This window comes from Streptomyces sp. NPDC004134 (assembly GCF_042874195.1).
Taxonomy (GTDB): Bacteria; Actinomycetota; Actinomycetes; order Streptomycetales; family Streptomycetaceae; genus Streptomyces.
Genome location: NZ_JBIAMS010000004.1, coordinates 119,050 through 138,097, shown reverse-complemented (window position 1 = coordinate 138,097; position 19,048 = coordinate 119,050). Strand labels below are relative to the sequence as shown.

General features: G+C 73.9%; 18 protein-coding genes and 1 tRNA gene. 7 read left to right on the top strand and 12 right to left on the bottom strand.

Annotated elements, in window-relative coordinates; genetic code table 11:
* Positions 1-6: 6 nt before the first annotated feature.
* The 6 genes from pth to ACFYVJ_RS07770 form a co-directional block, all read right to left on the bottom strand.
* Positions 7-597 carry an aminoacyl-tRNA hydrolase gene (pth, locus tag ACFYVJ_RS07795; RefSeq protein ID WP_388887565.1) on the bottom strand — a complete coding sequence of 197 codons (591 nt, stop codon included), beginning with the start codon at positions 595-597 and terminating at the stop codon, positions 7-9.
* A gap of 76 nt (positions 598-673) precedes the next feature.
* Positions 674-1,288: a 50S ribosomal protein L25/general stress protein Ctc gene (locus ACFYVJ_RS07790; protein WP_388887564.1), complete on the bottom strand. Its 615-nt coding sequence runs from the start codon at positions 1,286-1,288 to the stop codon at positions 674-676.
* A gap of 191 nt (positions 1,289-1,479) precedes the next feature.
* A complete protein-coding gene (locus ACFYVJ_RS07785; protein WP_388887562.1) occupies positions 1,480-2,457 on the bottom strand; it encodes a ribose-phosphate diphosphokinase in 978 nt (325 codons plus the stop codon).
* 97 nt (positions 2,458-2,554) lie between these two features.
* Positions 2,555-4,033 carry a bifunctional UDP-N-acetylglucosamine diphosphorylase/glucosamine-1-phosphate N-acetyltransferase GlmU gene (gene glmU, locus ACFYVJ_RS07780; RefSeq protein WP_388887560.1) on the bottom strand — a complete coding sequence of 493 codons (1,479 nt, stop codon included), beginning with the start codon at positions 4,031-4,033 and terminating at the stop codon, positions 2,555-2,557.
* Between the two features lie 113 nt (positions 4,034-4,146).
* Positions 4,147-4,218: transfer RNA gene (locus ACFYVJ_RS07775), tRNA-Gln, on the bottom strand.
* Positions 4,219-4,230: 12 nt separating this feature from the next.
* Positions 4,231-5,136, bottom strand: a complete 906-nt coding sequence (locus tag ACFYVJ_RS07770; protein ID WP_388887558.1) for a hypothetical protein — start codon at positions 5,134-5,136, stop codon at positions 4,231-4,233.
* 157 nt (positions 5,137-5,293) lie between these two features.
* On the opposite strand from ACFYVJ_RS07770, the gene ACFYVJ_RS07765 reads away from it, so the two are divergent.
* Positions 5,294-6,844, top strand: a complete 1,551-nt coding sequence (locus tag ACFYVJ_RS07765) for a sensor histidine kinase (RefSeq protein ID WP_388887556.1) — start codon at positions 5,294-5,296, stop codon at positions 6,842-6,844.
* A 93-nt stretch (positions 6,845-6,937) separates the two neighbouring features.
* On the opposite strand, the gene ACFYVJ_RS07760 is transcribed toward ACFYVJ_RS07765, so the two are convergent.
* Together ACFYVJ_RS07760 and ACFYVJ_RS07755 are read right to left on the bottom strand one after the other, a co-directional pair.
* Entirely contained in the window at positions 6,938-7,468 is a 531-nt protein-coding gene (locus tag ACFYVJ_RS07760; RefSeq protein WP_388887554.1) for an SUKH-3 domain-containing protein, read from the bottom strand.
* 3 nt (positions 7,469-7,471) lie between these two features.
* Positions 7,472-7,975 (bottom strand): YwqJ-related putative deaminase, encoded by a 504-nt coding sequence (locus ACFYVJ_RS07755; RefSeq protein WP_388887552.1) that lies wholly within the window; start codon positions 7,973-7,975, stop codon positions 7,472-7,474.
* 366 nt (positions 7,976-8,341) lie between these two features.
* On the opposite strand from ACFYVJ_RS07755, the gene ACFYVJ_RS07750 reads away from it, so the two are divergent.
* From ACFYVJ_RS07750 to ACFYVJ_RS07740, 3 genes are all read left to right on the top strand, one after another.
* Positions 8,342-9,325: an SMI1/KNR4 family protein gene (locus ACFYVJ_RS07750; protein WP_388887550.1), complete on the top strand. Its 984-nt coding sequence runs from the start codon at positions 8,342-8,344 to the stop codon at positions 9,323-9,325.
* A 7-nt stretch (positions 9,326-9,332) separates the two neighbouring features.
* Complete coding sequence (locus ACFYVJ_RS07745) at positions 9,333-12,173, top strand: SUKH-4 family immunity protein (RefSeq protein ID WP_388887548.1); 2,841 nt, start codon at positions 9,333-9,335, stop codon at positions 12,171-12,173.
* Between the two features lie 173 nt (positions 12,174-12,346).
* The gene (locus ACFYVJ_RS07740) at positions 12,347-13,285 is read left to right on the top strand and encodes a hypothetical protein (RefSeq protein ID WP_388887546.1); all 939 of its coding nucleotides are present in this window, start codon (positions 12,347-12,349) and stop codon (positions 13,283-13,285) included.
* A gap of 42 nt (positions 13,286-13,327) precedes the next feature.
* Here the strand turns inward: ACFYVJ_RS07740 and ACFYVJ_RS07735 are convergent, their stop codons facing one another.
* The gene (locus ACFYVJ_RS07735) at positions 13,328-13,744 is read right to left on the bottom strand and encodes a hypothetical protein (RefSeq protein ID WP_388887545.1); all 417 of its coding nucleotides are present in this window, start codon (positions 13,742-13,744) and stop codon (positions 13,328-13,330) included.
* 200 nt (positions 13,745-13,944) lie between these two features.
* On the opposite strand from ACFYVJ_RS07735, the gene ACFYVJ_RS07730 reads away from it, so the two are divergent.
* The gene (locus ACFYVJ_RS07730; RefSeq protein WP_388887543.1) at positions 13,945-14,499 is read left to right on the top strand and encodes a hypothetical protein; all 555 of its coding nucleotides are present in this window, start codon (positions 13,945-13,947) and stop codon (positions 14,497-14,499) included.
* Positions 14,500-14,508: 9 nt separating this feature from the next.
* Here the strand turns inward: ACFYVJ_RS07730 and ACFYVJ_RS07725 are convergent, their stop codons facing one another.
* A complete protein-coding gene (locus ACFYVJ_RS07725) occupies positions 14,509-15,108 on the bottom strand; it encodes a class I SAM-dependent methyltransferase (RefSeq protein WP_388887541.1) in 600 nt (199 codons plus the stop codon).
* A 99-nt stretch (positions 15,109-15,207) separates the two neighbouring features.
* On the opposite strand from ACFYVJ_RS07725, the gene ACFYVJ_RS07720 reads away from it, so the two are divergent.
* The gene (locus ACFYVJ_RS07720) at positions 15,208-15,810 is read left to right on the top strand and encodes a helix-turn-helix domain-containing protein (protein ID WP_388887539.1); all 603 of its coding nucleotides are present in this window, start codon (positions 15,208-15,210) and stop codon (positions 15,808-15,810) included.
* Between the two features lie 16 nt (positions 15,811-15,826).
* Here the strand turns inward: ACFYVJ_RS07720 and ACFYVJ_RS07715 are convergent, their stop codons facing one another.
* Positions 15,827-16,672: a methyltransferase domain-containing protein gene (locus tag ACFYVJ_RS07715; RefSeq protein ID WP_388887537.1), complete on the bottom strand. Its 846-nt coding sequence runs from the start codon at positions 16,670-16,672 to the stop codon at positions 15,827-15,829.
* Between the two features lie 217 nt (positions 16,673-16,889).
* A complete protein-coding gene (locus ACFYVJ_RS07710; protein WP_388887535.1) occupies positions 16,890-17,906 on the bottom strand; it encodes an AraC family transcriptional regulator in 1,017 nt (338 codons plus the stop codon).
* Positions 17,907-18,243: 337 nt separating this feature from the next.
* On the opposite strand from ACFYVJ_RS07710, the gene ACFYVJ_RS07705 reads away from it, so the two are divergent.
* Positions 18,244-18,876 (top strand): hypothetical protein, encoded by a 633-nt coding sequence (locus tag ACFYVJ_RS07705; RefSeq protein ID WP_388887533.1) that lies wholly within the window; start codon positions 18,244-18,246, stop codon positions 18,874-18,876.
* The last annotated feature ends 172 nt before the right edge of the window (positions 18,877-19,048 follow it).

Genomic DNA, 19,048 nt, shown 5'->3' with positions numbered 1-19,048 from the left:
GCCCGGTCAGCCGTTGTACGCGTTCTGGGCGCGCTCCAGGCCCTCCGTGACCAGTGCCTCCACCGCGTCCGCCGTGCGGTCCACGAAGTAGTCGAGGTCCTTGCGCTCCGCGGCGGAGAAGTCCTTCAGCACGTAGTCCGCCACCTCCATCCGCCCCGGCGGCCGGCCCACGCCGAACCGCACCCGCAGATACTCCCGGCCCAGCGACTTCGACAGCGACTTCAGCCCGTTGTGGCCGTTGTCGCCGCCGCCGAGCTTCAGCCGCAGCGTGCCGTAGTCCAGGTCCAGCTCGTCGTGCACGACGACCATCCGCTCCAGCGGGACCTTGTAGAAGCCGGCGAGCGCCGAGACCGGACCGGCGGACAGGTTCATGTACGACATCGGCTTGGCCAGCACGATCCGCCGGCCCGCAGGACCCGGCGGGCCCAGCCGCGCCTCCACGACCTGCGCCCGCGACTTGTGCGCCTTGAACCGGCCGCCGACGCGCTCCGCCAGCAGGTCGGCGACCATGAACCCGACGTTGTGCCGGTTGCCCGCGTACCCCGGGCCCGGATTGCCCAGGCCCACGACGAGCCACGGCTCCACTGCGTCCGACATCTGCCGGCCCTCCCGGGGTGCGTGTGCGTGCGCGTACGGAGACGGGGCGGGCCCGAACGGCCCGCCCCCGCCGTGCTCAGTCCTCCGACTTGCCCTCGTCGGCCGCGATCGCGCCCTCGGCCGCCTCGCCCTCGGCCGCCGGCTCCTCCGCCTGCGGCGAGACGACGTGCAGCACCGGGTCCTCGCCGTCGACCGCGAGCGTCACCCCGGCCGGCAGCCTGACGTCCTTCGCCGACACCGTGGCGCCCGCCTCCAGGCCCTCCACGCTGACCGTCACCGACTCCGGGATGTTCGTCGCCTCGGCCTCGACCGGCAGCGCGTGCAGCGTGTGCTCCAGCAGGTTCTGGCCCGGCGCCAGGTCGCCCTCGACCTGGATCGGCACCTCGACGGTGACCTTCTCGCCGCGCTTCACGACCAGCAGGTCCACGTGCTTGAGCACCCCGGTGCGCAGCGCGTCACGCTGCACGTCCTTCGGGATGACCAGCTCGGACTTGCCCTCGACGTCGAGGCTGATCAGCACGTTCGAGGTCTTGAGGGCCATCAGCAGGTCGTAGCTCGGCAGCGACACGTGCCGCGGGTCGGCGCCGTGGCCGTAGATGACACCGGGAACCTTGTCCTCGCGGCGCAGCCGGCGGGCCGCGCCCTTGCCGGTCTCGGTCCGCGGCTCCGCGGTGATCTTGTACTCGGCCATGGCCGCACTCCTCGCAGTAGGTGAAGCTGTCGGGACGGTCACCCGGCCGCGATCGGCCTGCTACGAAGAGCGCGTCGATAACGGAGCACCGAACCGGAACCGGACGGACCGGGGCGGCCTCCCTCGCCGAGCAACTCCGTGAGTCTACCCGGCGGCGAGCGGCCGCCCCAAGTCGATCTTCTCCGCTACGGCTACGCGTGCTCGTCGAAGAGGCTGGTCACGGACCCGTCCTCGAACACCTCGCGCACCGCCCGCGCGATCACCGGCGCCATCGACAGCACCGTGATCTTGTCCAGGTCCAACTCGCTCGCCGTCGGCAGCGTGTTCGTGAAGATGAACTCGCTGACCTTCGACCCCTTCAGCCGGTCACCCGCGGGACCCGACAGCACGCCGTGCGTCGCCGCCACGATCACGTCCTCCGCGCCGTTCGCGAACAGCGCGTCCGCCGCCGCGCAGATCGTGCCCCCGGTGTCCACCATGTCGTCGACCAGCACGCACACCCGGCCCTCCACGTGCCCCACGACCTCGTGCACCGTCACCTGGTGCGCCACGTCCGGGTCCCGGCGCTTGTGCACGATCGCCAGCGGCGCCCCCAGCCGGTCGCCCCACCGGTCCGCCACCCGCACGCGCCCCGCGTCCGGCGAGACCACCGTCAGCTTCGACCTGTCCGTCTTCGACGCCACGTAGTCCGCCAGCACCGGCAGCGCGAACAGATGGTCCACCGGGCCGTCGAAGAAACCCTGGATCTGGTCCGTGTGCAGATCCACCGTCAGGATCCGGTCCGCACCCGCCGTCTTCAGCAGGTCGGCGATCAGCCGCGCCGAGATCGGCTCCCGGCCGCGGTGCTTCTTGTCCTGCCGGGCGTAGCCGTAGAAGGGGACGATCGCGGTGACGCTCCGCGCGGAGGCACGTTTCAGCGCGTCCACCATGATCATCTGTTCCATGATCCACTGATTGATGGGCGTCGTGTGACTCTGCATCACGAAACAGTCGGCCCCCCGTGCCGACTCCTGGAAACGGACGTAGATCTCACCGTTGGCGAAGTCGAACGCCTTCGTCGGTACGAGGCCCACACCGAGCTGGTGCGCGACCTCCTCGGCAAGCTCGGGGTAGCCACGGCCGGTGAAAAGCATCAGCTTCTTCTGGCCGGTCGTCTTGATCCCGGTCACAGCACGTTCTCCTAGGTGTCGGGGCAGGCGGCCGGGCGGGCGGCCGGTCGGGTGTCCTACTCACCGTACGCCCAGAACGCCCCGGCATCCCACGCCCTCACCCCGCCTGACCGGCGCCCTCGCCCTCCGCCACACCCTCCCGGCCGGCCGCCTCGGCCGCCTGCGCGGCCGCGCTCCCCGGGCGCTTACGGGCCACCCAGCCCTCGATGTTGCGCTGCTGACCGCGCGCCACGGCCAGCGAACCCGGCGGCACGTCCTTCGTGATCACCGAGCCCGCGGCGGTGTACGCGCCGTCCCCGATTGTGACGGGCGCAACAAGCATGTTGTCCGCGCCCGTACGGCAGTGACTCCCGATCGTCGTGTGGTGCTTGGCCACGCCGTCGTAGTTGACGAACACACTCGCGGCACCGATGTTCGTGTACTCGCCGATCGTCGCGTCCCCCACGTACGACAGATGCGGCACCTTCGTCCCCGCCCCCACGTCCGCGTTCTTCATCTCCACGTACGTCCCGGCCTTCGCGCCCTCGCCCAGCCGCGTCCCCGCCCGCAGATACGTGTACGGACCCACGCTCGCCCCCGGCCCGATCTCCGCCCCGTCCGCAACGGTGTTGAGCACCCGTGCACCCGCTCCCACCGACGTGTCCGTCAGCGTCGACCCCGGCCCCACCTCGGCACCGGCGCCCAGATGCGTCGACCCCAGAAGCTGCGTCTGCGGATGCACCACCGCGTCCGGCTCGTACGTCACCGCCACGTCGAACCACGTCGACGCCGGATCCACCACCGTCACCCCGGCCATCATCGCGTCCCGCAGCAGGCTGTCGTTGAGCAGCCGGCGCGCCTCCGCCAACTGCACCCGGTTGTTGATGCCCAGGATCTCGCGGTGGTCGGCGGCCGGCGACGCACCCACCCGGTGCCCCGCGGACCGCAGGATCCCCAGCACGTCCGTCAGGTACTCCTCGCCCTGGCTGTTGTCCCGCCGCACCTGCGTCAGCGCGGACGCCAGCAGCTTCGCGTCGAACGCGAACACCCCGGAGTTGATCTCCCGGATCTCCCGCTGCACGGCGGAGGCGTCCTTGTGCTCCACGATCCCGGTCACGGCCCCGGTCGCGTCCTCCCGCACGATCCGCCCGTACCCGGTGGCGTCCGGCACCTCGGCGGTCAGCACCGTCACGGCGTTCCCGTCGGCGTCGTGCGCGGAGGCGAGCCGGTCCAGCGTCTCGCCGGCCAGCAGGGGCGTATCGCCGCACACCACCACGACGGTCCCGTCCAGCGCCACGCCGCTCCCGGCCAGCTCCTCCAGCGCGATCCGCACGGCGTGCCCGGTCCCGTTCTGCTCCCGCTGCACCACGGCCCGCGCCTGCGGCGCGACCTCCCCGAGATGCGCGCTGACGGCCTCCCGGCCGTGCCCGACGACGACGACCAGGTGCTCGGGGTCCAGCTCTCCGGCGGCGGCGACGACGTGCCCGACGAGCGAGCGACCACAGATGCGGTGCAGGACCTTGGGGGTCGCGGACTTCATACGGGTGCCTTCGCCCGCGGCGAGTACGACGACGGCTGCGGGGCGGTTCGCGGTCACGTGAGGTCCTTACGCAGGCGGAATCGGGGGTACGGGCAGGATACCGACGCCATACGCGGGGGTAACGCAAACAGGCCCCGGCGGTCGCCGGGGCCCTGAAATCGAAACGGGGGCTCCCCTGCCTGGACTCGAACCAGGAACAAATCATCCAAAGTGACCCGTGTTGCCGATTACACCACAGGGGATAGCTAATCAGGCTAAACGGACATCGCTTCAGTCCGCTGCCTGGCGGCCACCACTATGCCGTACCACCACCCTTCAATGCGACGGTAGAGGTCCGCGCCTTGGAGGACCCGAACCTCAAGACATCCTCGGTAGCTCTGCCCTACGTTCTTGCGCACGGTTGCGGGGTTGTGCTTCTTCAGGGTCGTCTTGGCGAAGCGGGACGAGTCGCTGCCGATGTGCGCGGCCCAGAAGCGCTCGGTCGCGGCCACGTCGGCCGACTCGTGGATCATCAGGCGGAAGCGCAGCCGCTCGGGTGCGACGCCAAGAAGGTGCAACCAGGCGAGGTAGAGCTCGATCATGTCGGGGTCGCTGTTGACGAAGATCGTCGACTCGTTCCGCCGGTGAGGTTTGCTCTTCGTTCCCTCGGACCAGTAGAGGCCCACGCCGACGAGGAACAGTTCTCTGTCGCTGAGCTGCCCGATCTCGCGGGTCGCCGCGTCCTTGGTCCGCTGTCTTTCCCTCTCCCGCTTTCGCAGCGTCGCCTCCCAGCCCCGCCTGGCGATCGCCGACGCCTCCTCGCGGGTCCGGGGCGGTGGCTTCGGCAGGTCGCGTACCCACAGGGAGATCGAACTCTTCGAGCAGCCCAGCTCCAGTTGGATCTGGTCGTACGTCCTCCCCTGCCTGCGCAGCTCGCGGGCCCTCGTCCGCAGGGCGTCCTTCGCCCGCGGGCGCTTGGTCCACTCCGGGGGTGGTTCGCCTTCCAGGAGGCGGTTGAGCAGGTCGTTGTTGCCGACTTTCAGGTGGTCGCGGATCTGTCTGCGGCTCAGGCCCTCCCTGCGCAGGGCGACCGCCCGGTCGCGTAGTTCCTCGAAGGTCGCCGTGCCGGTGAGCAGGCCGCCGGTGCCGTCGCCCCCGCGGCATTGTGGTGCGTGGGTCATGGCGACCAGCCTCGTCCGGGGCCCGGGCGGCGGATGCGAATATGCGGTCGATTCACCAGTTCGGTGCTTACCTGGCGGTTTCGTGTGCGTTCGAATCCGTTGCGTGCTGTTGCACCCGAAGCCTGGCACCGTGGGATCGGCCCTTACGCTGGTTGGTATGACCGCGTCGGGGGAAGCCGTGAGCGAGGTCTCCGGTGGGCGGAGGCCGGTCTGGTGGTGGGCGCGGCGCCGGTCGATGGTGCTGGACGTGGTGCTGGCCGCGGCGTCGGCTGCCGAGTGTGTGGCGCAGGGCGTGCCGTTCGCGCAGGACGCGGGGCTGCCCCTGGGGTTCGGGATCGTGCTGGGGCTCGTCGCGGGCAGCACGCTGGTGCTGCGGCGGCGGTGGCCGATCGTCCCGGTGCTGGTGGGCATGGCCGTCACGCCCGCGGAGATGGGCTTCCTGCTGACCATCGTCGGCCTCTACACCCTCGCGGCCTCCGACATCCCCCGGCGTATCACCGGGGCCCTGGCCGGGATGTCCGTCTCCGCCGTGATCATTGTCACGTTCGTGCAGATGTACCAGACCTTCGAGGAGCACGATCGCGGTTCTCCGTTCGTGCTGGCCGCGCTCGTCGCCCTGCTGATGTCGGTCGGCGTGACGCTGCCGCCGCTGCTGTTCGGGCTGTACGTGGGCGCGCGGCGCCGGCTCGTGGAGAGTCTGCGGGAGCGGGCCGACGGTCTTGAGCGGGAGTTGTCGCTGCTCGCGGAGCGGGCCGAGGAGCGCGCGGTGTGGGCGCGGCGCGAGGAGCGCACGCGGATCGCGCGGGACATGCACGATGTGGTGGCGCACCGGGTGAGTCTGATGGTGGTGCACGCGGCGGCGCTGGAGCGGGTGGTGCTCAACGATCCGGAGAAGGCGGCGCGGAACGCGGCGCTGGTCGGGGACATGGGGCGGCAGGCGCTGACGGAGCTGCGGGAGATGCTGGGCGTGCTGCGGATGCCGGCGGGGTCGGTGTCGGCGCCGGGGGGCGGGGCGCAGGCCGGTGGCGAGGCCGTCGTGGGCGCTGCGGCGCCGGGTGGTGCGGCGTCCGGCGCTGCCGCGTCCGGCGGTACGGGCGCCGGGGTCGCGGGCGCCGGGGTCGCGGTGGCAGGTGCGGGTGCCGGTGCCGGTGCCGGGGGTGTCCGGGGCGGTCCTGAGGCCGCCTCCGCCGCCGGTGGCGCTCCTGCCGCCGTCGCCACCGGCGCCGGCCGCCCGTCGCGGGGCGGCCCGGCCGCCGCGGGTGCCCGTGCCGGGCAGCGCCCGCGTGACGCCGCCGATGCCGATGCCGGTGGTCCCGGGCCGTGCCTGGACGATCTGGAGGCGCTGATCGGCGAGTCCCGCGCGGCCGGGATGGCCGTGGACTTCGCGGTAGAGGGCGACCGCGGCCCGTACGCCGCCGAGGTGGAGCAGACCGTCTACCGGGTCGTGCAGGAAGCGCTGACCAACGTCCACAAGCACGCGCCCGGCGCCAAGACCCGGGTGCTGCTGGCGCACCGCGTCGCCGAGGTGGCCGTGCTCGTGGTCAACGGCCCGTCCGACGCCGCCTCGCAGAGCGCCGGGCTGCCCAGCGGCGGCAACGGCCTGGTGGGCATGCGCGAGCGCGTGACGGGCCTGGGCGGCGGCTTCGTCTCGGGTGCGACGGACGCGGGCGGCTTCCGCGTCTCGGCCGTGATGCCCAGCGGGACGTAGTACCCCGGGGCGCCGGCCGGCGTGCACCTGTTCACCGCATCAGCGCGGAAGCCTCGTCCGTACGACCGCCCGCCCTTCCTCCGGCTCCGGCGTCTATTCCGGCTCCGGTGTCAGGCGCTGCGGTTCGAGTCCGGTCACCAGCGTCACCAGTGCCTCGTCGACGGTCCTGCCCAGGAACCAGTCCCCGGCGTGATCCAGCGCGTACCCCCTGCCGTCGGCGTCGACGGCCAGCACCGCCTGCGCCGTGCTCCCGTCCGGGGCCAGCTCCGCGCCCAGCGGGCACAGCTCCGTCCGGAGCGCGCGGCCCAGGTCCGCGAGGGTGCGGGTGAGGTGCAGCCCGTGCATCGGGTCCACGTGCAGGTCCGCCGGGCCCAACTGGCGGCCGGGGCCCTCGCCGACGACGCGCAGGCCGCCGAACTCCGCCCACGCCTCGACCGCCGCCGGGAACACCGCGTGCGCGTGGCCGCCGGGCGACACATGGGCCCGTAGCGCGTCGGCCCAGGTCTCGGCCTGCCTTATGTCCCACCGGCCCGGCTCCCAGCCGGCCGCGCGCAGCGCGCTGTCGACCTCGACCGGGAAGCGCGTGTGGTGCGCGGCCAGGTCGCGCGGGTCCGTGGGGACCACGGCTCAGCCCTCGGCGTGCGCGTCACCCACGGTGCGCACGCCGAAATGGGTCAGGAGCGCGGTGCAGGAGCGGCACGGCGGCGCGTACCGCCCGTGCAGCGGGTCGCCGTCCTCGCGGATGTGCCGGGCGGTGATCTTCGCCTGCTTCAGCGCCCGCCGTGCCTCTCCTGCCGACAGCGGCTTGCGCGCGGCGCGCTTGCTGCGGGCGGCTTCGACGGCCGTCAGGTGCCGCGAGAGCAGCACGGCCTCCGGGCAGCGTCCGGTGAAGCGCTCGCGGCGACCGCTGGTGAGCGTGTCGAGGAAGTCCTGGACGAGCGGGTGGAGCAGGGGGCCCTGGTCGGCGCGGCCCGCGGTGCAGGTGAGGGTCTGGCCGCGGACGGAGAGGGCGGCGCCGATGGCCGGCAGGACGCCGTCCCGCCGGCTGGTGAGGCGCGGCAGGCCGTCGCCGGGCGCCGTGTCGCGCCAGTCTCTGCGGGGGTCGGCCGCCGGGCCCGTCCCCGTCCCCATGTCCGTTTCCATGTATCCGTACGGAGTGTCCGCCGCGCCGAACGTGCGTCCCATACCGCCGTATGGATCGCCGCCGGTGAGCGGATCGACTGTGTCTGAGCGTGCGTGCATAGCGGTAAGAGCCTCCCCCGTGAAACTCCGCTGTCTCGCGTCGTCCAGCTTGCCACATACGTACGACACGACACCCGAGGTGCCTTCCGTACCGGCGTGTGCACACCCCGTGCTCCGGTGCCGTGCTGGGCAAGTCCGTCATTGCGGAGCAGATCACGCCGCTTGCCGGGGCGCTCTCTGACCAGGGCAAGACCGCCGGCCGCGGCACCCCATAGGCTGTGTTTTGACGGAGACCAACGGCAGGGGGCACACGCGATGACGTCAGGTCGGCGAGGAACGACCGTCGCACCGCCGAACGCGGCATACGCCGGGCAGGTCGTGAACTTCCCGGACCCGGTCCGGGCCGCCAGACACCCCCGCGGCGTGCGCGTGGACGCCGACGGTTACCCGGACTTCTCCGCGTACGCGCGCGCGGCGGCGGAGATCGCCGAGCCTCCCGAGGGCTTCGGCATCGACGAGCTGCGGCTGACGGACTACGTGTCGGCGAACGCGGCGCTGCACGCGCAGGGCCACGAGCTGTGGTCGACGCTGCCGGCCGTGGCGACGCCGCACGGCTGGACCTGGCACCACGTGGCGGGCACCCGCCGCATGGAGCTGGTGCCGGCCGACGTGAAGGCGCTGCTGCGGCACCACGGCGGGCTGGCGACGGCGGCCGTCGACCAGGACAAGCGCGGCACGCGCCCGCTGCAGGAGACGCGGCCGGTGCATTTCACCCTTCCGCGTGACGGCGCCGCGGTCACCGAGGACCAGGTGATGGGCGTCGAGGAGGATCTCGGCTACGGGCTGCCGGGCGCGTACCGCGACTTCCTCAAGGCGGCGGGCGGCTGCGCGCCGGTCGGCGCGGCGCTCGACCCGGAGCTGGGGCTGCTGGTGGACCAGCCGTTCTTCACCGTGCGCGACGAGGCGGCGGTCAACGACGTCGTCTACGTCAACAAGTGCCTGCGCGACCATCTGACGAAGGACTATCTGGGCATCGCCTTCCTCCAGGGCGGGGTGCTCGCGCTGAAGACGAAGGGCCGCAGGCGCGGCAGCGTGTGGTTCTGCCCGTACGACGACGCCCGTGACCAGGGCGACTCGGGCTGGTCGGTCGCGGACCGGGTGGAGCGGTTGCTGCTGTTCTGCGGGGAGGACTTCGACGCCTTCCTCGACCGGCTGGTCGGCGGCCCGCCGGAGTTGGAGACCGTGGCGAATCTGATGGTGGACGGCGGCTTCGCGCGCGCCGTGCCGGTGGAGGGGTGAAGAGGTAATGGTCACCTTCGCACAGGCGCAGGAGCGCGCCGACTCGTGGATCAACGGCGGGGTGCCGCAGCAGCGGCGGCGCGAGGTCAAGGTGCGGGAGTTCGAGCTGGGCTTCGTGGCCTGGGCCGAGATCCCGGCGGGCGACGAGGTGCCGGAGGGCTCGGGGGCGCGCATGGTCATCGCGCGCGACTCGGGCGACACGACGCTGTGGCCCGCGCTGCCGGTCGGCGAGGTGATCCGGCGCTTCGAGGAGGAGTACGGCGGCGAGGAGGCGGCGGCGCCGCGTGGCGCGCAGCCGGGGGAGCGCGTGGACCTGGGCGCGACGTCGTTCCTGCTGACGCCGCCGGAGTGGCTGCAGGAGGCGGCGGACCAGATCGGCATTCCGCGGCGCGACTCGGGGGCGTCCGGTTCTTCCGGGGCTGCCGGGTCCGGTGGTTCGGGCGGCCGGCACGCGGCTGCGCCTGCGCCTGCTCCTGCCCCGTCCCCCGCGCCGGCGCCCGCGCCGGGCTCGGGTGCGCCGGGTTCGAGTACGCCGTACGGGGCCGGGAGTTCCGGTCCCGCTTCGCCGTACGCGGCCGGGGGCGCCGGTGCTTCGGGGCTCTCCTCCGGGTCGGTCGGCCCGCGGGTGGACCCGACGGCGCCCGCCGCGGCGGCGCCGACCCCGTGGAACGACACCAACTCCCGCGGTGACGACGACGCGGCCTCCGTGCCTCTGCCGGAGACGGTGCTCTCCGCTCAGCTTCCCGACACCCCGCCGCCGAGCGGCCCGTACCCGCCTCCGCCCGGCGGCGGCAGCTACCCCGGCCCCCCGGGCCCGCACTCGGGCGCGGGTGCTCCGCCCGCCCCCGGTACCGGCGGCTACCCCGGCGCGCCCGCGGCACCCGGCGCCACGCCCCCTCCGGGCCCCGGCGCCGCACCGGCCCCCGGCTCCGGCAACTACCCCGGTGCGCCGGGCACTCCGCCGGGCGCCCCGAACGCCCTGGGTGCCCCCGGATCCACGGGCACCCCCGCCCCGCCCGGAGCCCCGAACGCCCCCGGCACCCCGGGCGCTCCGCCCAGCGCCCCCGGCACCCCGCCCGCCCCCGCGGTCCCCGGTACCCCGGCGCCGCCCGCCCCACCCGTGGCCCCCGGCGCCCCGGGCGCCCCCTCCGCACCCGGAGCCCCCGGCGCACCCAGCGCCCCGGGCGCACCCTCAGCTCCCGGTGCCCCGAACGCCCCCGGCGCCCCCCACACCCCCTCCGCCCCGCCGCCCAACCCCGGCGGCGGCGCCGCGGACATCGCGGAGCAGGCCACCAGCAAGGCCACGCCCCTCCCGCCCCCGCTCAAGGGCAAGCGGGCCCCCGGCGGCCAGGGCGTACCACCGCCCCCGGGCGCCCCCGGGACGCCCGGCGCCCCCCGTGGCTCCGGTTCCTCGGCGCCGCCCCCGCCGTCCGCTCCGGGCACACCGGGCGGTGGCAACTCGTACATCCCGACCCAGCTCGTGTCGCAGGTCGACCCGGGGGCCTCCGCGGGCGGCGCACCCCCGGGCCCGCCCTCACCCCCCGGAGCACCCGGCGCCCCGGGCGCACCCGCCGCCCCACCGGTCCCCGGAGCACCCGGCACCCCCGGGGCACCCAGCGCACCCCCGCCCCCCGCGCCCGGCCAGCCCGCCCCGCCCCCCGGCGGCGCCCCCTTCGCGCCCGGCGCTCCGGGCGCCCCCGGCGCGCCCCCCGCCGCCGGCCCTGCCCCTTTCCCCCCGGCCGCCCCCGCGGGACCCGTACCGGGAGCACCCGGAGCACCCGGCGCGCCAGGAGCACCCGCTCCCGGCATGCCGCCCCCCGGCGCCCCCCAGCCCGCCGGCTACGGCTACCCGCCCCCCGGCGTCCCCACCGTCGGACCCGGCTACCTCGCCGTCCTGCGCTACCGCGCGCAAGACGGCTCCGAGCAGCAGGTCATGCGCCGCTCCGCCCCCGGCACCGCGCACCCCGAGTGGCAGATCCTGCACGAGCTGCGCGGCATGGGTGTACCGCCGCAGCAGGTCCTGGAGCTCCACACCGAGCTGGAGCCCTGCGACCTGCCCGGCGGCTACTGCTCCCGCATGATCCGCGAGACCTGGCCGCAGGTGCGGCTCAGCCACACCGCCTCCTACGGCCGCGACCACGCCTCCCGGCAGCAGGGCATGCAGCAGCTCATCGAGCACCAGGGCGAGCTGCACCAGGTCGCCGACGGCCCGGCCCGGCCGCGGCCGCAGCGCGTGCCGCTGCCGCCGCCCGGGCAGATCCCCGTGCTGCCGCCGCTGCCGCCCGAGGGGCTGGGGCAGGAGCTGTACCAGGCGTTCGGGCCGCAGGGCGTGTTCCGGTACGACCAGCGGGCCGTGGCCAGGCAGGGCGTGCCGGACATCGTGGCGCAGACGCTCGTGTGGGCGGGGCTGCCGACGGACTTCGGCCCGTTCTTCTGGGGCCAGGCGCAGCCGGGCCGGCCGGTGCCGACGCTGGCGGAGCTGGCGGCGGAGCGGGGGGTGCAGGCGGCGTCCGACGCCGGTTCGTACCTCGTGATGGGCAACGACTTCGGCCGCCAGATGTGCGTCCAGTACGGCACCGCGCACATCGTCGCCGTGCCGCTGGAGGCGGCGCCCGGCGAGGGCAGCGCGCCGCCGCAGTTCGTGAACTCGGGGCTGCCTGAGTTCGTGCGCTGCCTGGCGATGCTCGGCCACATGTGGCGGATGCGCTTCGGGCTCACGCCGGACCAGGCGGGGCGCTGGACGGTCGACTTCCAGTCGCAGTTGGCGGCGATCGACCCGGCGGCCCTCCAGGGCCCCGACCACTGGTGGTCGGTGGTGCTCGAACAGCTCTGGGACGGCCTGTTGTAACCCTGCGCGGGCAGTACGGAAAACGGCCTCACCGGCTCCGCCGGTGGGGCCGTTTCGTATGTTCTTCGACCGATGACCACCTGAAAGGAGTGGGTGTCAGGTTATGACCGATTCGCGCGAGTCCTGAAGGATGAGCGCCGACAGTCGACCGGGGACGAGAGGAGCTCGATCAGATGGGCGCCGTGAAGACGTCGGCTCGGGGCTTCGACACCGTACGCGGTGGTCGCGGCTACCACCCCGACCAAGTGGACGCCGCGGTGACCCGCGTGGGCGAGGAGCGCGACTCCGCCTGGGAGCGGGCCGCCCGCCTCACCGTCCTGGAGCGCGAGCTGAGCCAGGAGCTGGAACGCCTCACCGGCGAGCTGGCGCAGGTCAAGGAGCAGACCTACGCGGAACTGGGCGCCCGCGCCCAGGAGATCCTGTACCTCGCCCAGGACCAGGCCGCGGAGCTCCGCGGCACCGCGGCGGAGCAACTGCAGCGCGCGCAGGCCGAGACGCGCCAGTACGTCGAGGAGACCACCGCCGACACCCGCCGTGCCGCGCACGCCCTGCGCGAGGAGGCCGAGGCCCGGCTGCGCAGCGCGCTCGGCGCGGCCGAGCAGGAGGCGGCCGACCTGCTGTCCTCCGCGCACGCCGCGGTCGAGGACACCGCGGGCGAGGCGGCGGCGGCGCTGGCGGAGATGAAGCACCGCACGGCGGCGATGCTCGACGACGCCGGTCACGAACGCACGGCGGCGGCGCGGCGGCTGGACGAGGAGGTACGGGAGCGGCGGCAGGCCATCGACGCCGACCTCGCGACCCGTACCCGAGCCGCGGAGGCGCACCTCGCCGGGCAGCAGGCGGCACACGCCGAGGCCGAGGAGTACGCGGCCCGCTGCCGCGACGAGGCGGAGGCACAGGGTGCGGAGCTGGTGGCGGAGGCGGTGGGGCAGGCGGAGCAGATCGAGCGCGACACGCAGCGCGCGCTGCGCGAGGCGGAGGGCCGCCGCGAGGAACTGGCGGCGCACATGGAGCACGTACGCGCCACCCTCACGGCGATGACGGGCCGCGCCCCCGACTCCGACCCGGCCACCGGCACCGTCCCGGGCCCCTCGCCCCACGGGGACGACTAGGCCGATTCGTTCGGATCATCCGATCGTTGGTCCGGGTGAGGACTACGACCTGGCGATCTCCTGCCGGAGCCGGCGGGTGAATTGACGCAGGAGATCCAGCGTCTCCCGGAACTCGGCCTTGCGGTCGGCCCTGCCTTCGGTGGGCCTGGTTCTCCACACCCGACGCGCGAGGGCATCGGCGAGGTCGACGGTGTCGCTGGTGCAGAGCAGGTAGAGAGCCGAACGTGCCTCCTGCATCCGGTTCACCAGTTCGTTGGCTCCGGGGCCGTCGTCACTCAGTTGTGATTCCTTCAGGTAGTCCAGTAGCTGAACCACGGCCGTGTTGAAGCCGATCCCGGCCCTGAGCTTCTGTTCGCGGACCCACATGCGGTCCTGTCGACGAGCGGTGAACCACGAACCGAACACCACCCCTATGAGACCGACGGCGGCCCCGATGGCCACGGACAGGATGTTCTCCACGATCAGCTCTCCCCACTATCGGCGACGCCGGGCGTCCAGAGCCCCCTCGGAGGCACCGCACTCGACGAGCGCGCTCGCATGCCAAGGGTTCGATGATCCGAACGAAACGACCCGGGCGATCCCGTTTCCCTGGGATCGGTACCCGGCAGTCTCCAGTCCGATGGGCAACCGTCTCCATGGGCGTTGGCACACTGTTCGCCATGAACTCCTACGCGCAGCCCGTCCTGAGGACGGCGGACCTCTCGGAGGGGTTGCGCATCGTCGACAGGCTGCTGGCGATCGCCGACCTGAAGGATCTGGAAGTCGACTTCGACGCGCGGATCTCCTCGCCCGGCGTTCTCCCGGGGGTACTGGCCCTGCTGCCGGACGCCGATTGGTGGGCGGAAGGGGAGAGGGCCGGGTCCTCGAAGAGGGGGGACGATCCTTCGGCCTGGCTGCCCGTCCGGCTGTCGTGCTGGTCCGAGGCGCCCGAGGCCGTGGAGCCGTTTCTCCGGGCGGTGGGCGACAGCCCGGCGACGGTGCGGTGGGACTTCAACGGCTGGCCGGAAGCCCCGGAGGTGGGCCTCGGTGAGGGAGGCACCCGCGGGGCGTTCGTCACCCTGTGCGCGCACGCCGGCGATCTGGAACTGACCGAGCCGGCGGCCGGCTACATGGTGTTCGTCCACGTCAAGCAGGTCGACGCCGAACGCGCACCGTGGCTCGCGGCGCAAGTCGGGCTCCGGGTGATCGGTGACCTGGACATGGCACCGTACTGACGGGAGTGCTCATCCAAGGCGTCGTGCTTTCAGGACGGCGTCGCGGGTGTGGTGGGTGCCGGCGGGCGGCGGTGCGGTGCGGGGGCGGGTCTCGTCGGCCAGGATCTCCCAGGCGGGTGCGAGGAGTCCGGCGATGTCGCCGGGCTGGTAGTAGTCCGCCGGGTCGAAGCCCGGCTCTCCGTGGCGGGCCAGGTCGGCGGGGGCGTGGGTGGCGAAGAGCAGCGTGCCGCCGGGGGCGACGGCGTCCAGGAGGCCGCGCAGTGCGGCGTGGCCGGGGCGGCGCCTGAGCGGGAAGTAGTGGACGGACACCAGGTCGTAGGCGCCGGCGGGCGGCGGTACGGCCAGGAGGTCGGCCCGCTTCCACGTCACCAGGCCGCCGGCGTCGGTGGCCGCCGCGGCGCGCCGCAGGGCGACCCCGGAGACGTCGACCGCGGTGACCCGCCAGCCGCGCCGGGCGAGCCAGCGGGCGTCCGCGCCTTCGCCGCAGCCGGCGTCGAGCGCCCGGCCCGGCGGCAGGCCGCCGGCCTCGGCGACGAGTACGGGGTTGGGGTCGCCGCTGAACACCTGATCGCGGCCGCGGTACATCGCATCCCAGTGCCCGGTGTCCATCCGCCTGCCCCTCTCGCTGTCGTGCCGCCACGGTGCGCCCGGCGCGGCGATCCGGCAACGTTCTTTGCGGAAAGTGCAAAGCGGCCGCACAGTGGGCCCGTGAGCGATGACATCGACGCCGTGCTGGCCGCGGTCGGTCCCCGGCTGCGCGAGCTGCGCCGCCGCAGGGGCGTCACCCTGACCGCCCTGTCGGCGGCCACCGGCATTCCGGTCAGCACCCTGTCCCGGCTGGAGTCCGGACAGCGCAAGCCGGGTCTGGAACTGCTGCTGCCGCTGGCCAGGGCGTACCAGGTGCCGATCGAGGAACTGGTCGGCGCTCCGGCGGAGCTGGACCCCCGGGTGTATCCGCGGCCGTTCACGCGGAACGGCATGACCGTCGTCCCGCTGACGCGCAAGCCCGGCGGGCTGCAGGCGTTCAAGCACCTGCTGCCCGCCGGCCTGACCGACGGCCGCGAGCCGGACCCCCGGTCGCACGAGGGCTATCACTGGCTGTACGTCCTGAAGGGGCGCCTGCGCGTGGTCCTCGGCGACAAGGACTTCGTCCTCGGCGAAGGGGAGGTGGCCGAGTTCGACACCCACCTTCCGCACTGGTTCGGCAACGCCGACGCACACGCCGTGGAGTTCCTCAGCATCCTCGGCCCTCAGGGCGAGCGCGTCCACGTCAGAGCTAGCTTCCGCCCCGACGATCCAGGCCACCTCTGAACGCCGCGGGCCCCCTTCACCGCCGCCGGTAGGCGGTGGCCAGCACCGAGACGGCGACCCGCCCCGGCGGGGGTCCTTCCGTACCGGACGGGTGGCGTGCGCTCGGTGTCATCGCCGCCAGGTCCAGGGCCTCCGCCGCGGTCAGGCGGAGGGGGTAGTCGACCCGTTCGGTGGCGGCGGCCTCGAAGAAGGGGTCGAGCGCGCGGTGCAGCCGCTCCTCCTTCGCCGGGTCGACGGTGACCATCGCGGGCCGCCGGTCGCGCAGTTCCGCCAGGTGGCGGCCGGTGGGGCGGAGCACGACCAGCAGGCCGGCCGGGCGCAGCACGCGGTGGAACTCGGCCGCGTTGCGCGGGGCGAAGACGTTCAGGACGACATCGGCCGCGCCGTCGGCCAGCGGCAGGGGGCCAAAGACGTCGGCGGCCACCGCGGCGGCCCGGTCGTGGGCGCGGGCGGCGGCGCGCAGGGCGCGTACGGAGGTGTCGAGGCCGACGCCGCGGGCGCCGGGCAGCCGGTCGAGCAGGCCGGCGAGGTAGTGGCCCGTACCGCAGCCCGCGTCCACGACCGTGGCCCGCGGCCGGGACACCGCGCCGGCCGCCAGCCGGGCCGCGGCGGCGCGCAGCGGTTCGTACGCGCCGGTGGCCAGGAAGCGGCTCCGGGCGCGCACCATGTCCGCGTCGTCGCCGCTGGTGGCGCGGGCGCCGGTGAGCAGGCTGACGTAGCCGTGGCGGGCGAGGTCGAAGGTGTGGCCCGCCGGGCAGCGCAGGGCGCCGCCTTCGGGACGCAGGCGGCGGGTGCGGCGGCACGTGGGACAGCGCAGCACGTCGAGCGAGAGGGCGAGGGCGGGGGGAAGCGGTACGGGCACGGGGCGCTCCTGGCACGGGGCGGACGGGGACCGTGCCTGCGGGCGCGCGCGACGCCACTGCCCGGGAGGCGGGCGGCGAGGGGACGCGGGTCACGCGGCAGGCACGCCTGGGAGGGCGACGCCGGCCGGCGTCGCCCTCAGTGCCTTCCGCTCAGAGGAAGCAGTGCGGACCGCTCGTGAATGCCACGTCACGAGTCTACGAGCGCCCGCGGCGGGTTCAGGAGCCGCCGTCGGCGGCGGCCGCCGGGTCGCCGTGCCGGTACTCCCGGGGCGTCACCCCGTACGCCGCGCGGAAGTTGCGCGTGAACGCCGCCGCGTGGGTGTAGCCCCAGCGGGCCGCGATCCGGTGTACGGGCACCGCCGCGAGCACCGGGTCGGCGAGGTCGCGGCGGGCGTGTTCGAGGCGCTGGCGGCGGATCCAGCCCGCGACGGTCTCGCGGCCCCCGGTGTGCGTGCGGAAGATCCGGTGCAGGTAGCTGACGGAGACGTGGTGCGCGTCGGCGACCGACTGCGGGGTCAGCTCCGGGTCCTCCAGGTGGTGGCGCATGAAGTCCACGACCCGCACCAGCAGCGCGTGCCCGCGGTGCTCCGGGTCCAGCGACTCCGGCGTCAGCGCCTCCAGTTGGTGGGCCAGGTGCGCGTGCACCAGGTCCAGTACGGCGGTGCCCAGCCGGGCGGTGTCGGTGGGGCGGTAGACGTTCGCGCTGCTCAGCACGTGGCCGACGGCGCCGGCCAGGAGGGCGCCCGGGCCCTGGTCGCCGGGGAGTTCCCGCCCCACCAGCCGCCGGAGGCTGCCGGCCGGGAGGGTCAGCCGCTCCTTCGGGATGGTGACGACCAGCGCGTCGAAGGTGCCGCAGGCGTCCGGGGCGCGGCAGTCGAAGCCGTTGAGCCGCGTCCCGTCGTGGAAGTACATGCCGCCGGGGCGGCAGACGCCGGTGCGGCCGTCCCAGTCCGTGTGCAGCGAGCCCTGCAGGGGCATGAGGAACTGGTACGCGTCGTCGTCGATGTCGGGGGACTCGCGGCGTACCTGCACCGGGGAGAGCCTGCGGGCCGCGACCTGGATCTCGCCCAGCCCGATCTCCAGCTCCTCGGCGAGGAACCCGGTGCCCTCCCAGCGCTCACCGCCCGGTTCCAGGGCGCAGAAACCCTCCATCCGCGAGCACATCCGGTTCGTCCAGTGCGTGAACCGCTCCGGTGCCGGTACCTCGTCGCTGCGGAACTCGTCCCCGATCATGCCTGCCTCCACCCCGAATGCCCCCCGAGACAAGTCCCTTGAGCCTAAGGCATCCGTTTACCTGCCCTTTACCCGGACCGCGGGGCCGCGCGGCGCGGGGACCGGCTGACATCCGCGGCTGACATTCCCGGCCGGCGTCGACGCATCGTCAAGAAAGTGTCCTCAGAGCGTCAATGACCCGGCGGGGGCCCGGCTGCCACCGTGGGTCGGGACACGAACTGCGCGTGCGGTGACCGCTCGTGTCCTTGCTTGCATGCCTCTCATGCACGACCAGCACGAGAGACCGCGCGCGCCACCGCGCATTTTCGAAAGGCAACCCTCAGTGAACCGAACTCGCATGACAGTGCTGGCGGCCGTCAGCGCCGCCGCGCTCGCCCTCACCGCCGGCTGCTCGGACGACGACTCCGACTCCTCCGCCGCGGACCAGGAGTCCTCGCAGGAGACCGCGCCGGAGCCCGAGGAGGAGCCGGCGGCCGCCGAGGAGGAGAGCCCGGCCGCCGCGCCGAAGGAGGTCGAGGTGACGCCGCCGGGGACGAAGCTGAAGATCGGCGAGCAGGCGGTCGTCCCCTACGACCGGGCGGGGGCCACCGGCCACATCGGGATCACCGTCACCGGGGTGTCGGACGTGGACAAGGCGGCCTTCGACGCCGCGCTCGGGGAGAACGGCGACGCGGACATCACGCCGTTCTGCGTCGAGTTCACCGTCGAGAACGCGGACGGCGGCGACCTGGGCGGCTCGTACCCGCCGGACCTGGTCGGCACCACCGCGGACGGCGGCGATCCCGGGGCCACGGTCTTCGGCGCGGACGTCGAGGGGTGCGCGGAGGGCCAGGCGCCCGACGAGTTCGCCGAGGCGGGGGCGTCGTACGAGACGAAGCGGCTCCAGGGCGCCGGTCCCGGCGCCAGCGTCGCGGGCGCCTCGTACGAGGAGGACGACTACCGGGACGAGCCGATCGTCTGGACCCCGTAACCCCGGTCCTGCGACATGAAGCAGGGCCGGCGTCCCACCCCCCGTGGGGTCGCCGGCCCGTTGCGGAGCCGCCTGCAGCGGCGACGCAACAGCCCGTCCCGGATACCGCCCGTACCGGGAACGGGCACGGGGCCCGGCGAACGCCCACCAAGGCTCGCCGGGCCCCTCCACC

What these genes read in the sequence shown, in the direction of transcription:
- ACFYVJ_RS07770 (WP_388887558.1), bottom strand. Translation starts at nt 5,136, where the DNA reads ATGACCCACGCACCACAATGCCGCGGGGGCGACGGCACCGGCGGCCTG.
- ACFYVJ_RS07790 (WP_388887564.1), bottom strand. Translation starts at nt 1,288, where the DNA reads ATGGCCGAGTACAAGATCACCGCGGAGCCGCGGACCGAGACCGGCAAG.
- ACFYVJ_RS07745 (WP_388887548.1), top strand. Translation starts at nt 9,333, where the DNA reads ATGGTCACCTTCGCACAGGCGCAGGAGCGCGCCGACTCGTGGATCAAC.
- ACFYVJ_RS07755 (WP_388887552.1), bottom strand. Translation starts at nt 7,975, where the DNA reads ATGGGGACGGGGACGGGCCCGGCGGCCGACCCCCGCAGAGACTGGCGC.
- pth (WP_388887565.1), bottom strand. Translation starts at nt 597, where the DNA reads ATGTCGGACGCAGTGGAGCCGTGGCTCGTCGTGGGCCTGGGCAATCCG.
- ACFYVJ_RS07765 (WP_388887556.1), top strand. Translation starts at nt 5,294, where the DNA reads ATGACCGCGTCGGGGGAAGCCGTGAGCGAGGTCTCCGGTGGGCGGAGG.
- ACFYVJ_RS07730 (WP_388887543.1), top strand. Translation starts at nt 13,945, where the DNA reads ATGAACTCCTACGCGCAGCCCGTCCTGAGGACGGCGGACCTCTCGGAG.
- ACFYVJ_RS07725 (WP_388887541.1), bottom strand. Translation starts at nt 15,108, where the DNA reads ATGGACACCGGGCACTGGGATGCGATGTACCGCGGCCGCGATCAGGTG.
- ACFYVJ_RS07710 (WP_388887535.1), bottom strand. Translation starts at nt 17,906, where the DNA reads ATGATCGGGGACGAGTTCCGCAGCGACGAGGTACCGGCACCGGAGCGG.
- ACFYVJ_RS07705 (WP_388887533.1), top strand. Translation starts at nt 18,244, where the DNA reads ATGACAGTGCTGGCGGCCGTCAGCGCCGCCGCGCTCGCCCTCACCGCC.
- ACFYVJ_RS07740 (WP_388887546.1), top strand. Translation starts at nt 12,347, where the DNA reads ATGGGCGCCGTGAAGACGTCGGCTCGGGGCTTCGACACCGTACGCGGT.
- ACFYVJ_RS07750 (WP_388887550.1), top strand. Translation starts at nt 8,342, where the DNA reads ATGACGTCAGGTCGGCGAGGAACGACCGTCGCACCGCCGAACGCGGCA.